The sequence below is a fragment of the Frankia sp. AgPm24 genome (assembly GCF_023243055.1).
GTDB lineage: Bacteria > Actinomycetota > Actinomycetes > Frankiales > Frankiaceae > Frankia > Frankia umida.
In genome coordinates this window covers 67,272-80,134 of the sequence record NZ_JALKFW010000200.1, presented here as the reverse complement: position 1 = coordinate 80,134, position 12,863 = coordinate 67,272, and the positions used below count along the sequence as shown (strand labels likewise).

General features: G+C 71.9%; 10 protein-coding genes. 7 read left to right on the top strand and 3 right to left on the bottom strand.

All coding sequences use genetic code 11. The features are described from left to right. Positions 1 to 192: 192 nt before the first annotated feature. Positions 193 to 1,452 carry a cytochrome P450 gene (locus tag MXD61_RS17420; protein WP_248814533.1) on the top strand — a complete coding sequence of 420 codons (1,260 nt, stop codon included), beginning with the start codon at positions 193 to 195 and terminating at the stop codon, positions 1,450 to 1,452. A 450-nt stretch (positions 1,453 to 1,902) separates the two neighbouring features. On the opposite strand, the gene MXD61_RS17415 is transcribed toward MXD61_RS17420, so the two are convergent. Genes MXD61_RS17415 through MXD61_RS17405 form a run of 3 tightly spaced genes read right to left on the bottom strand, consistent with a single transcriptional unit; the run spans position 1,903 to position 5,862 of the window. Next, positions 1,903 to 3,192, bottom strand: a complete 1,290-nt coding sequence (locus tag MXD61_RS17415) for a cytochrome P450 (RefSeq protein ID WP_248814532.1) — start codon at positions 3,190 to 3,192, stop codon at positions 1,903 to 1,905. Between the two features lie 35 nt (positions 3,193 to 3,227). Beyond that, positions 3,228 to 4,850 (bottom strand): NAD(P)/FAD-dependent oxidoreductase, encoded by a 1,623-nt coding sequence (locus MXD61_RS17410; RefSeq protein WP_248814531.1) that lies wholly within the window; start codon positions 4,848 to 4,850, stop codon positions 3,228 to 3,230. Continuing rightward, positions 4,840 to 5,862 (bottom strand): PDR/VanB family oxidoreductase, encoded by a 1,023-nt coding sequence (locus tag MXD61_RS17405; RefSeq protein WP_248814530.1) that lies wholly within the window; start codon positions 5,860 to 5,862, stop codon positions 4,840 to 4,842. Before MXD61_RS17405 ends, MXD61_RS17410 begins: the two co-directional genes overlap by 11 nt. A gap of 199 nt (positions 5,863 to 6,061) precedes the next feature. Between MXD61_RS17405 and MXD61_RS17400 the strand changes: the two genes are divergently transcribed. From MXD61_RS17400 to MXD61_RS17375, 6 genes are all read left to right on the top strand, one after another. Continuing rightward, positions 6,062 to 7,330, top strand: coding sequence for an acyl-CoA dehydrogenase family protein (locus MXD61_RS17400; protein WP_374629115.1), 1,269 nt, complete (start codon positions 6,062 to 6,064; stop codon positions 7,328 to 7,330). Positions 7,331 to 7,428: 98 nt separating this feature from the next. Continuing rightward, a complete protein-coding gene (locus MXD61_RS17395) occupies positions 7,429 to 7,974 on the top strand; it encodes a PaaI family thioesterase (RefSeq protein WP_248814529.1) in 546 nt (181 codons plus the stop codon). Next, complete coding sequence (locus tag MXD61_RS17390) at positions 7,971 to 8,978, top strand: alpha/beta fold hydrolase (protein ID WP_248814528.1); 1,008 nt, start codon at positions 7,971 to 7,973, stop codon at positions 8,976 to 8,978. Before MXD61_RS17395 ends, MXD61_RS17390 begins: the two co-directional genes overlap by 4 nt. A gap of 308 nt (positions 8,979 to 9,286) precedes the next feature. After that, positions 9,287 to 10,459: an ABC transporter ATP-binding protein gene (locus MXD61_RS17385; RefSeq protein WP_248814527.1), complete on the top strand. Its 1,173-nt coding sequence runs from the start codon at positions 9,287 to 9,289 to the stop codon at positions 10,457 to 10,459. A 130-nt stretch (positions 10,460 to 10,589) separates the two neighbouring features. Next, a complete protein-coding gene (locus MXD61_RS17380; RefSeq protein ID WP_248814526.1) occupies positions 10,590 to 11,981 on the top strand; it encodes an ABC transporter substrate-binding protein in 1,392 nt (463 codons plus the stop codon). A 6-nt stretch (positions 11,982 to 11,987) separates the two neighbouring features. Next, the gene (locus MXD61_RS17375; protein WP_248814525.1) at positions 11,988 to 12,863 is read left to right on the top strand and encodes a metallophosphoesterase; all 876 of its coding nucleotides are present in this window, start codon (positions 11,988 to 11,990) and stop codon (positions 12,861 to 12,863) included.

The following is a 12,863-nucleotide window of genomic DNA, read 5'->3' as shown; positions in this document are numbered from 1 at the left end:
ACCGTCCCGACAGCCGCCGGTAACACGGTTTCCAGCACGCCAGGAAGCGACCACAGGGGCCGTCCATCTCGTTTCCTGATCGCATGATAAACAATGCGTCGAAATGATCTGCTGTCTCTTGACCCGGACTGACACCGGCCCGGACGATGGCGCCCGCGCCTGGTCTTTTCCTCGTCCGAAGGAGCCGTATCCATGACTTCAACGGAGATCATTTCCGACGGCACGGTACCCGACGCGCGTGCGGTGTTCGACGCCGCCCAGCACCTCAACCCCTACCCGGGTTACCAGCGGATGCGTGAGACGCCCGGGCCGACCACCGTCCGCCTCGGCGACACCGAGGTCAACGTCCTGTCCCGCTTCGCGGACTGCGCCGCGGTGCTGGGCAGTCAGGCCTGGGGGCACGGCAACGTCGACCGGCTCAGCCCGTTCTGGGATCAGGAGGCGAGCCTGCCCGGCTCGTTCATCCGCATGGACCCGCCCGATCACCGCCGCCTACGAGCCCTGGTGAACAAGGCGTTCAGTGCACGGATGGTCGCTGATCTGGCGCCGAGGATCACCGCTCTGGTGGACGACCTGGTGGACCGGGCCGTCGCGGCCGGCGGGCTCGACGTGGTGCGCGACCTGTCCGCGCCGCTGGCCCTGGCCATGGTCGGACGCCGGCTGCTCGGCGTCCCGGAGCAGGACGCCGAACTGCTGCGGTCGTGGGAGCTCGCCGTCGCCCGCGGCACCGACCCGGAACCGCTGCTGTCCCCCGAGGAGATCGCCGCGCGGGACACCGCCGGCGCCAGCGTCGTCGCCTACCTCGCCGAACTGGCCGCGAAGCGCCGCGCCCACCCCGAGGACGACCTGCTCAGCCGGCTGGTCGCCGTCGAGGAGTCCGGCGAGGTGCTCACGCCCGCCGAAGTCATCGGCATCTGCGTGCTGCTGCTCGTCGCCGGCATGGAGACCAGCATCAACCTGGTCGGCAACGGCATCCTCGCCCTGCTGGCGCACCCCGAGCAGCTGGCCCTGCTACGAACCCAGCCCGATCTCGCCGGCCCCGCGGCCGAGGAGATCCTGCGCTACGACACACCCACCCAGTTCACCATGCGGGTGGCCCTGGCCGACTCCACCATCGACGGCCACGACTACCACCGCGGCGACGGCGTGATCGTCCTGATGGGCTCGGCGGACCGCGACCCCGATGTCTTCCCCGCCGCCGACACCCTCGATGTCGCCCGCTACGCCCGCGCCGGCCGCGCCCCCCGCCACCTGGGCTTCAGCCTCGGCCTGCACTACTGCCTCGGCGCCCCGCTGGCCCGCCTCGAGGCCTCCACCGCGATCCGCACCCTGGTGCAACGCGCCCCCGGCCTGCGCCTGGCCGTCGACCCCGCCGACCTGACCTACCAGCCCAGCGTCATCCACCGCGGCCTGCGGTCCCTCCCCGTCGAACTCACCGCCACGACCGCCTGACCCCACCAGCCCCGTCCGACCTGGGCGCCGACACGAGCCGACTCGAGCCGCCCCGAGCCGAGCCGCCCCGGCCTGGCCTGGCCTGAGCCGGAAACCAGCCTGGCCACAGTGACCAGCCGGCCCGCCGAGCCTTCCGTCAGCGATATATACCCAGGGTCGCCGTCCAAGAGCGCATCGGATTGTCGCGGCTCGGTTCCTGGCCGCTTTCCCATCCACGGTCCGGCGCCTCGCCCATTGGCGGCCGACGCGCCGGGCCGCAGCCACATGCCGAGGGTTGTGAGGCCGCATGCCGAGGGTTGTTCGGATCTCGGAGGCCGAAATCCCCGAACAACCCTCGGCATATCGTGATCTTGCTGGATGGCGCGGGTCGGACGCGACACGACACGACGGGACGAGGCGCTACGGGACGAGGCGCTACGGGATTCGGCGCGATGCGACGGGTTAGACGGGTCAGGCGGCGTGGAAGCGGGTGGGGAGGGCGGCCAGGCCGCGGATGAGCATGTTGGGCTTGTACGGCGGGGTGTCGGTGAGCAGGTCCATGGTGGCGACGCGGCGCAGCACGGCGTGCAGGAGGATGTCCATCTCCAGGAGGGCCAGCGGGGCGCCGAGGCAGTAGTGGTGGCCGAGGCTGAACGACAGGTGGCGGCTCACCGGGCGGGCGCCGGGCGCGACCGGGCGGGAGCGGTCGAAGCGGGTGACGTCGAAAAGCTCGGGGTCGTCGTAGGCGGCGGGGTCGCGGTTGGCGCAGGCGATCAGCGCGACGGCGCCGTCACCGGGGGCGAAGGTGCGTCCGGCCACCGTCATCGCACGCTTGGCGGCGCGGGTGTTCATGTGGATCGGGGAGTCGTAGCGCAGCATCTCCTCGACGGCGGGGGCGACCAGGTCCGGGTTGGCGCGCAGCAGGGCGAGCTGGTCGGGGTGGCGCAGCAGGGCCAGCATGCCGTTGCCGACGAGGTTGACGGTCGTCTCGTGGCCGGCGATGAGCAGGGTGACGCACGTGCCGAACAGTTCGTCGGCGGTGAGCCGGTCACCGGCCTCCTCGACGATCGCGAGCTGGCTGATCAGGTCGTCCCCGGGTTCGCGGCGGGCCCGCTCGACGAGCTCGCGGAAGTAGCCGAGGAAGTCGGGGATCACGGCGTTGCGGGCGGCGAGTGCCTCGGAGGTCATCAGGACGTCGGGGTCGAAGGCGCGGGCCAGGGCCTGCGACCAGACCTGCACCTGGGGGTGGTCCGCGGCGGGAACGCCGAGGATCTCGCACACGACCGTCAACGGCAGCGGGTAGGCGATCGTCTCGATCAGGTCGAACTCGCCGGCGCGTAGCGCGGTGTCGAGCAGCTCGTCGACGAGGGCCTCGATCCGTGGTCGCAGGCCGGCGACGACCCGCGGGGTGAAGCCCTTGGTCACCAGGCCACGCAGCCGGGTGTGGTCGGGCGGTTCCATCCACAGGAAGGTGGTGGGGAACGCGCCGACGGGCATCGTGGGGTGCAGTTGTTCGGGCTCGCGGTCGTGGCCCCAGTCCAGGTTGGCGAGGATCGCCGAGCAGTCGGCGTGGTCCGTGGCCAGGGGCAGGCCGAACGGTCCGTCGTGCAGCGGGCCGAGGGCGCGCATCCGGACGTAGATCGAGTACGGGTCGTGCCGGTTCGCCGGGTCGAACAACTCGGTGAGCAGGGCCGCCGACCTGTCCGTGGCCGCCGGGCCCTCGGCGGTCTGGGTGGAGTGCGGGGGGTGGACGGTGACCATCGGGTCTCCTCGGAAGGTCGTGCGGCCGGACGCGCTCACCTGCCGCGGGGTTCCGGTGCCAGGACGCGGGCCGCGAGCGCGGGACGTAGCAGCGCGGTGGGGGGATCGACGAGGTTGACGACACGCATGAGGGTGCGGGCGACCGCCGGGTCGTGGTGCGCGCGACGCTGGGCGCGGGCGGCGTAGCTGGCGGTGATCCGTCCACGCAGGTCGCGGTGGCCGGCGACCTGCGGGTAGCGCAGGTCGGACGAGACGGCCATGTCCCAGGCGACGTCCACGATGGGGGTGACGGCCGTGTAGAAGCGGGCCGGGGCGCCGGCCGGGCCGTCGCGCAGCGCCGCGCCGAGCACCAGCGCCTGCTGGGCGGCGACGGTCATGCCCTGGGCGTAGAGCGGGTTGAAGCTGCACAGGGCGTCACCGAGGACGATCAGCCCCTCGGGTGGCTGGCGCTGCCGTTCGTAGTGGCGGCGCACCGACTCGCGGAAGCGGTAGGGCACGGGGTCCCCGAGCGCCTTGGCCTCGCGGATCAGGTCGTACACGTCCGGGACGGGCAGCGCCGCGGCGAACTGCTCGAACCCGTCATGGTCGGCGGGCGGATGGGCGCCGAGCAGCCCCGCGAGGGTGACCAGCCAACGTCCGCCCTCCACCGCGACCGCCCCCGCGCCGACCAGTCCCGGCGCGGTCGCGACGATGATGCTGCGCTGCCCGTCCAGATGCTCGGGCCTGCGTTCGTAGAGCCGGGACGCGTAGCCGAGATCGATCGCGACCCGGGTACTCGCCGGCGGTGGCAGTCCGACGCCGACCAGCCAGTCCAGGCTGCGTGAGTTCCGTCCGCTGGCGTCCACGACCAGCTCCGCCGCCAGCGACTCGCCCATGCCCGCCAGCTGCCCCTGACCGGACGGCCCACCGCCGTTGGACGGCCGGATCCCGCCGGGTGGAACGGAACGTCCGGTGGGGGTGGGGGTGGGGGTGGTGTCGGAGCGGATGCGGACGCCGACGACGCGGGTGCCGTCGACGATGAGGCCGACCACGGTGGTGCGTGGGCGAATCCGCACCCGGGGCAGTGCCGCCGTACGCCGCCGCAGCTCGCGTTCGAGGAGCGGGCGGCTGGCGAGCACGCTGGTCAGGCCGGTCGGCGCCGTGCGCAGCCGGCGGCCGTGCATGTAGTAGCGACCGCCGACGAGCACCTCGCTGGTCTGGGCACCGGCGGCGACCAGGTCCTCGACGATGCCGGGATGCAGCTGCTCGACGATCTGGCGGCCGCGGTCCATCAGCGCATGCAGGTGCCGGGCCTGCGGGACTCCGCGCCGCTCCCCCAGCCCCGAACCGTCCACGCCCACACCCACGAACGCGCCACGAGCGGCCCGCGAACCTGTCGCGGGGAGGTCCGCGGGATCGGCGACATCCGAAACATCCGGGACGTCGGGGAGGTCGTCCCGGTCGAGGATGGTGACCTGGTCGAACGTCTCGGCCAGGACGCGGGCGGCGAGCAGGCCGGCGACGCCCGCGCCCAGGACGACGGCGTGCCGGGAGCCCACCGATCCGGTGCGGCCGACACGAGCGCCACCGTCAGCGGGGGCGGGGGCGGGGGCGGGGGCAGGAGTTGCGGAGGCGGCGGAGGCGGGACCGGGAGCCCCGGCGGCGGGGTCAGAGGTCAAGGGTCAGCCGCTCCGAGCGGGCGCGCGAGACACAGATCATCATGGTGGAGTTGCCGGCGCGCTCGTCGTCGCTGAGCACCGAGTCGTGGTGCTCGACCTCGCCGTCGAGCACCGGTGTCTCGCAGCTCGCGCAGGTGCCCTCGCGACAGGACGAAGGGACCTCCAGGCCGGCGCGGTCGAGCGCGTCGAGCAGGGACTGGTCCGCGCGGACCCGCACCGTGCGACCCGAGGCCGCGAGCACCACCTCGAAGGCGCGGGCCGGCGCGGCGTCCGTCAGGGCGTCGGCGCGCGGTCGGAACCGTTCGAGGTGCAGGCTGCCGACGCCCCGGCCGGCGAACGCCTTCTCCACCGCGGTCAGCAGGCCCTCCGGACCGCAGCAGTACAGCCGGGAGTCCTCGTCGAGCCCGGCGACGATGTCGGCTACGGGCAGCAGACCGTGCTCGTCCTCGGGCAGGATGCGCACCCGGTCGGCGATGTCGCCCAGCTCCCCGGACAGCGTGGAGCCGCCGGGCTGGACGGGCTCGGCCAGCCCGGCGAGTTCGGCGAGTTCGGTCAGGAAGGCCATCCGGGAGCGGGTGCGGCCGCCGTAGTAGAGGCGCCAGTCGGCGCCGCGGCGGTGCAGCTCGCGCACCATCGGCAGGAACGGGGTAATGCCGATTCCGCCGGCCAACAGATGGTAGGAGCCACCCGGAACCAGCGGGAAATTGTTTCTTGGTTCGCCGACAAATATTTCCGTGCCGGCCACTGTTCGTTCATGGATGTAACGGGATCCACCTCGGCTGTTCTCCTCGCGGAGAACCGCGAACCGCCAGGTTCGCCGATCGTCGGGATCACCGCACAGAGAGTACTGGCGGATCTGGCCGTCAGGGAGTCGTATATCGATGTGGGCCCCGGGTTCCCAACGCTCCAGCGCTTCCCCACGCGGGTCCGTCAGGGCGATGACCAGCACGTCCTGCGCGGCAAGGCTCGCCTCATCCACCCGCAGGGCCGTCCAGCGAGATGCGGAAGTCACCGGCGAACCGTCTCATGGTGCACCGGGTTCAGGCGGCGATCAATACAACGACAATCACCCCATCGAAAACGTCGATAGCGCTGGCCCGGGCGGCCCCTGTTCGCCACTCTGATCCAGCACACAGCCTATTCCTGACCGGTGTCGACGCCGGCGCCGCCGTGGTCGCCGAGGAACGGCGAATTACCGCAGGGAGCATCCCGTGAGCGAAACAGTCGTCGAGGCCCGCGAGACCGCCCGTCCCGGGCTCACCGCCGCGGCGGCGGTGGGCACGGTCAACGCGGCAGACCCGGTGGAGCTTGCCGCGCGGACCGCGCGGTTCGTGCGGGAGACCGTCATCCCGGTGGAACGGGAGATCATCGTCGAGCACCGTCCGGTGACCGACGAGCTGCGCCTCGAGCTGGTGGGCGCGGCCCGGGCGGCGGGGGTGTTCGGACCGCTGTCACCGGTCGAGTACGGCGGGTTGGGGCTGGACTTCCGGGGGCAGGCGCACGTGCTGGCGGCGGCCGGGGAGAGCCTCGTCGGGCCGCTCGCCCTGCACTGCTGGGCACCGGACGACGGCAACATCCACCTGCTGGCCGAGGCCGCGACGCCCGAGCAGCGCGAACGGTATCTGGCGCCGCTGGCACGCGGCGAGGTGCGTTCGGCGATCGCGATGACCGAACCCGCGCCCGGCACCGGCTCCGACCCGAGCATGCTGCGCACCACGGCGACCCGCGTCGCCGACGGCTGGTCGATCAGCGGTGCGAAGCACCTGACCACCGGCGCGGACGGCGCGGCGTTCACGATCGTCGTCGCCCGCACCGAGGCCGGCGGCGACACCCTGTTCGGACCCACGATGTTCCTGGTGGACGCGGACAATCCGGGGATGCGGGTGGTCCGCCGGATGCCGACCCTGGACTTCACCAGCGCTCCGGGCGGGCACTGCGAGGTCGTCTTCGACGACTGCCGGGTGCCCGACTCGGCCGTGCTCGGGCAGGTCGGCCTCGGCCTCGAGCACGCGCAGGCGAGGCTCGCTCCGTCCCGGCTGACGTTCGCCATGAACTGGCTGGGGCTCGCGAACCGGGCGCACGGCCTTTCCGCGGCCTACATCACCGGACGGCAGTCGTTCGGTGTCCCGATCGCCGAGCATGGCCTGGCCCAGGGACTTGTCGCCGACAACGAGATCGATCTCGCCGCCGCCCGCGCGCTGGTGCACGCCACCGCGGCCACCCTCGACGAGCAGGGTGCGACCAGCTCCGCGGCCCGCCACGGCGCCGCGATCACGAAGACGTTCGTCTCCGAGGCGGTGTGGCGGGTGCTCGACCGGTCCGTCCAGCTCTTCGGGGGGCTCGGCGTCTGCGAGGACCACCTGGTCGCCCGGTTCCTGGTCGAGGCACGGGCGTTTCGCATCTACGAGGGGCCCTCGGAGGTGCTCCGGGTCTCGGTGGCGCGCCGCGTGTTCCGCCGCGTCACCTCCACCCGCCCATAACCCCAGGCCGCCCATCACCCCAGGCCGCCCATCACCGCCAGGCCGTTCAGGGCCCCGGGGACGAACGGGCACGTCCATCCTTCGTTGGGAGATCCACGTTGAGCAACCCGACCGTTCTGGCTCCGGGCGCGTCCGCGTTCGCGGCCTTCGCCCGACCGGGAGCGGACCTCCCGGATTTCGAGCACATCCGCCGGCTGGCGAACCAGGTGGTCCCGTTCGGCTCGTTCGTCGGGGTCGAGGTGACCGAGGTGGACGCGGAGCACGCGGTGGTCGAGATTCCCGACCGTCCGGAGCTCACCAACCAGATGGGCACGGTGCACGCGGGCGCCCAGTTCCTCGCCGCCGACATCGCCGGGGCCTGCGCGTTCGTCGGCGCGACGGCGGTGCGGATCGCGGATGTGGCCTGGCTGGTCGTCCGGGACAGCTGGTCGTCGTTTCGCCGGCCGGCCACCGGGATCGTCCGGGCGGTGGCGACCATCGAGGAACGCGGCGCGCGCCGCGTGCTGGCGGCCAGGCCCGGTGAACGTGTCGAGCTGGACGGCAAGGCGCAGCTGTACGACGCCTCGGGCGCGGCGGTCGCCACCTTCCGCTTCGCCTATGTCGCCGAGCTGGTCGCCGCCCCCGCGGACGGTGCCCGCTCATGACGGAGACGACCCCGGCGGACGCCTCAGCCTCGGCCTCGGCGTCGGCGTCGGCGTCGAAGGGGCGGGGTGGCGGTTTCGCCGAGCTTCCGGCGATCACGGTCGCGAGCACCGGTGGGACGTCGTTCGTGCTGCGCGTCCTCGCCGCCGACGATCCGGACGCGCCGGTCGTGCTGATCATGCCGGCGATGGCGCTGAAGGCGAAGTTCTACCTGCCGCTCGCCCGGGCGCTGCACGCCGCCGGCCTGTCGGTGGTGACCACGGACCTGCGGGCGCAGGGCGAGGCCCAGCCCGGGCTGCACGACCAGCCGACGTTCGGCTACCGCGAACTCATCGAGGATGACCTGCCGCGGGTGCTCGCCGCCGTGCGCACGCGTTTTCCCGGGATTCGACCCCACCTGTTCGGTCACAGTCTTGGTGGTCAGATCGCTCTGCTGCACTCCGCCGCGGCGGCCGCCGACGCCCGCCAACACACCAACGGCACCAGCGGCGGGACGGACGGCCCGGGTGATCCGGGGATCGCCGGGATCTGCGTGCTCGGGACGGGCACCGTGTACTGGAAGGCGTTCGGTCCACGCCGCTGGGCGGAGGCGCTGTACTCGATCCAGACCATCGGCCTGGTCGCCCGCTTCCGCGGCTACTGGCCGGGAGGCATGCTCATCGGCGGGGCGATGCCGGGGCGGGTGATGACCGACTGGGCGCGGCACTCGCGGACCAGCCGTTACCGGCCGTACGGGACCCGCCGCGACTACGACCGGCTGCTGGCCGAGCTCGACCTGCCCGTGCTGGCCATCTCGCTGGACGACGACCGCCTGGGACCCGCGTCCAACGTCGACTTCCTGTGTCGGCGGATGCCCAGGGCCCGCCTCGACCGCTGGCACATCACCGAGGCGGACGCCGTGACGCACCGTGACCACTTCGCGTGGGTGAAGGACTCCGCCATCCTCGGCCCGGCGCTGGCCGGCTGGATACGCGACCGGCGCCATCCCGGCACCGGCAACCCGTGAGATCCGCTCGTGTAGCGCATCCACGCCGCCGGATGAAGGTGCCGCACGCAGGTCCTTTCGCACCATCGAAAACTCCAATCACGGGTCGTCAGGGACGTTCTCGTCGCGATCCGTTCACCGCCCATACACCGTGACCTGTTGAACTTCGGCCGGTCGACATCGAACCGCACGTTTCGCACCTGAACCGAACGCCGGAAGTTCATTCCGGCCCCGGACGATCCACCAGCTGACCCGGCTCCGACATCGGGGCGGCACGGGACGACATGACGGTCCGGTCGCGGGTTCGCCGGAAACGCAAGGGGGCACCAGTGAGCCGCATCACCGTTGAGAACGTCACCCGCCGCTACGGCGGGACGAAGGCCGTCGACGGCGTCAGTCTCGACATCGCCGACGGCGAGTTCCTGGTGCTGCTCGGGCCGAGCGGCTGCGGAAAGTCGACGCTGCTGCGGGCCATCGCGGGCCTGCTCGCACCGAGCGAGGGTCGCATTCTCGTCGACGGTCGGGATGTCACCGACATTCCCGCCCGGGGCCGTGACCTGGCGATGGTGTTCCAGAGCTACGCGCTCTACCCGCATCTGACGGTGGCGCGCAACATCGGCTTCCCGCTGCGCGCCCGGCGGGTGCGCCGGGCCGAGATCCGCCAGCGGGTGACCGAGGTCGCCGAGATCCTCGATCTCTCGGCGCTGCTCGACCGGCGACCGCGGGAGCTCTCCGGCGGTCAGCGCCAGCGGGTGGCGCTGGGCCGGGCGCTGGTCCGCGACCCGGGCGCGTTCCTGATGGACGAGCCGCTGTCCAACCTCGACGCCCAGCTGCGCACCGCCACCCGCACCGAGATCACCGAGCTGCACCGCCGGCTCGGCCGGACGTTCATCTACGTCACCCACGACCAGGTCGAGGCGATGACGATGGCGACCTCGGTCGCCGTGCTCAACAAGGGCCGTCTCGAGCAGATCGGTTCGCCGACCGACGTGTACGACCAGCCCGCGTCCGCGTTCGTCGCCGCGTTCCTCGGCTCACCGCCGATGAACCTGCTCGACGCCGAACTCGCCCTGCGCGACGGCCAGCTCCACGCGGTCGCCCCCGGCGTCAACGTCGCGCTGGGCATCGAGACCACCACCGCGGGCACCGCCGCGGGGCGCGCGATCCAGCTCGGCATCCGCCCCGAGCACCTCCTGGCCACCACGACCACCGCCGTGGTGGCGGACTCCACGGGCGCGGGCCACGCGGGGCTGCGCGGCACGATCCGCACCGTGGAGAACCTCGGCAGCGAGGAGATCGCGCACTGCGTCCTCGGCGCGGCCGAGGTGCGGGTGCGGGCCCGCCGGCCAGCCGGGTTCACCGCCGGCGACGCGATCACGCTGGACGTCCGCCCCGAGCACACCCACCTGTTCGACCGTGACTCGGGCCGCCGTCTGGCCTGGCAGCCCGACGAGGACCAGGCCGGCGCCATCCCGTCCGCCCGGGTACCCGTCACCACCTGAAGCCTTCCGCCGCACCACCGGGGCCCTCTCCCGCACCACCCGCCACACCGCCACACCCGCCACACCGCCACACAGGTTCACCCGTCACACCGGTTCACCGTCACGCCCTTCACTCCGTCAAGGAGCACCCGTGAAACGACCATCCGTCCGCAGGCCACTGTTCCTGGTGACCGTGGCGGCCGCGACCGCCCTGTCCGTGCTGGCCGGCTGCGGCTCTCCTGGCGGAGACGCGGACACCAACACGACCTCGAGCCAGGTCCCCGAACTCGGCAAGGACCAGAAGGTCTCGATCGTCTTCGAGAGCTACAACTTCGGTCAGGCCGGCGCCTGGACCACCACCTTCAACGACCTGATCGGCAAGTTCGAGAAGGCCTACCCGAACATCAGCGTCACGCCGCAGAAGCCGAAGGGTTCGAGCCCGAACCCGGCCGCCGACACGGTGTCGAGCCTGCAGAGCCAGATCGCCGCCGGCGCCCCGCCGGACGTCGCCCAGCTCGGCTTCTCCGACCTCGACTTCACCATCAGGTCCCTGGGCGCGAAGCCGCTGGACGACCTGTTCGGCAAGGACGCCGTCCAGAAGAACTTCGACGGTGCGAAGTACCCGTACGCGCCGACCGCGCGGACCCTCGGTGACTCCAACGGCAAGACCTACGGCGTGCCGTTCGTCTTCTCCACCCCGGTGCTGTACTACAACGCCACCCTGTTCGAGAAGGCCGGTCTCGACCCGGCGAAGCCGCCGACGACCTGGGCGGAGGCGGAGGCCGACGCGAAGGCCATCGTCGCCAAGGCCGGCGGTAAGGGCCTGTACCTCGACTGCCTCACCAAGATCGCCAAGGACTGGTGCTTCCAGAGCCTGGTCCGCTCCAACGGTGGACGGGTCCTCTCGACCGACCGCACCCAGCTCACCTACGACCAGGCCCCGGCCGTCGAGGTCGTCCAGGACGCGCAGCGCTACGTCAAGGAGGGGCTGACGCCCGTCCTGGCGCAGAAGCAGGCGTACGAGAGCTTCGCCCGCGGTGAGATCGGCATGCTGCTGGAGACCAGCGCCATCCAGGCGACCCTGCAGAAGGGCGCGAAGGGCGGCAACTGGGACCTGCGGGCGGCGAAGATGCCGGCGTTCGGCACCAAGCCGACCGTCCCGACGAACTCCGGTGCGTCGCTGTTCGTGCTGTCCAAGGACCCGGCCAAGCAGCGCGCCGGCTGGGAGCTGATCAAGTTCCTGACCAGCGAGGCCGCCTACACCGAGATCTCGCAGAAGATCGGCTACCTGCCGCTGCGTCCGGGTCTCGTCGACGACCCGGCCGGCCTGCAGACCTGGGCCAAGGAGAACCCGCTGTTCGCGCCGAACATCGCGCAGCTCGGCGGCATGGAGCCGTGGGTGGCCATCCCCGGCAACAACTACCTGCAGATCCGCGACGGGATGATGGACGCCGTCGAACGGTCCGTCTACCAGGGTGCCGACCCCAAGTCGACGCTGAGCTCCGCCCTGCGACAGGGCACATCGCTGCTGCCGAAGGCGTGATCTGACATGACGACGACCGGACCGGCCGAGATGACCCTGATCCAGGTGAGCGACACCCATCTCGTCCCGCGCGGCCAGCTGATCCATGACCGGGTCGACACCTACCGCCTGCTCGAGGCGGCAGCCGCCACCCTGGTGGACTCGGCCGGTCCGGTCGCGGGGCTCCTGCTCACCGGGGACCTCGCCAACAACGGTGACCCCGAGGCCTACCGGCGGCTACGTGAGGTGATCGACCCACTGGCCGATCACCTCGGCGCCGCCGTCATCTACGCCATGGGCAACCATGACGACCGCGCCGCCTTCCGCACCGAACTGCTGGACGAGGACCCCACCCCCTCCCCCGACGATCCGTGCGACCAGGTCCGTCTGATCGACGGGCTGCGGGTCGTCGTGCTCGACTCGAGCACCCCCGGACGCCACGACGGCTGGCTGACCGACACCCAGCTCGGCTGGCTCGCCGATCAGCTCGCCACCCCGGCGCCCCGCGGCACCCTGCTCGTGGTGCACCACCCACCGCTGCCCTCGCCGATGCCGACGGTGCACCTGCTGCGCCTGGTCGCCGCGGAGCGCCTCGCGAAGGTCATCGAGGGCACCGACGTGCGGATGGTGCTCTCCGGCCACGCCCACCACCCGGGCGCGGGCACCCTCGCCGGCGTGCCGGTGTGGATCTGCCCGGCGCTGTCCTACACCGTCGACGCCCTGCCGGCCAGCGGCCGTCACCGGGGCCTGCGCGTCGGCGGGCTCAGCCGGATCGACCTCATCGACGGCCAGTTCGTCGCCACCGCCATCCCGTTGGACGTGGAGCACGTCTACGACCGGGACGCCGGCGAGTACCTCGCCTACGTCCGCCGGCTCACCCCGACCTCCCCACCGGGGGCATGA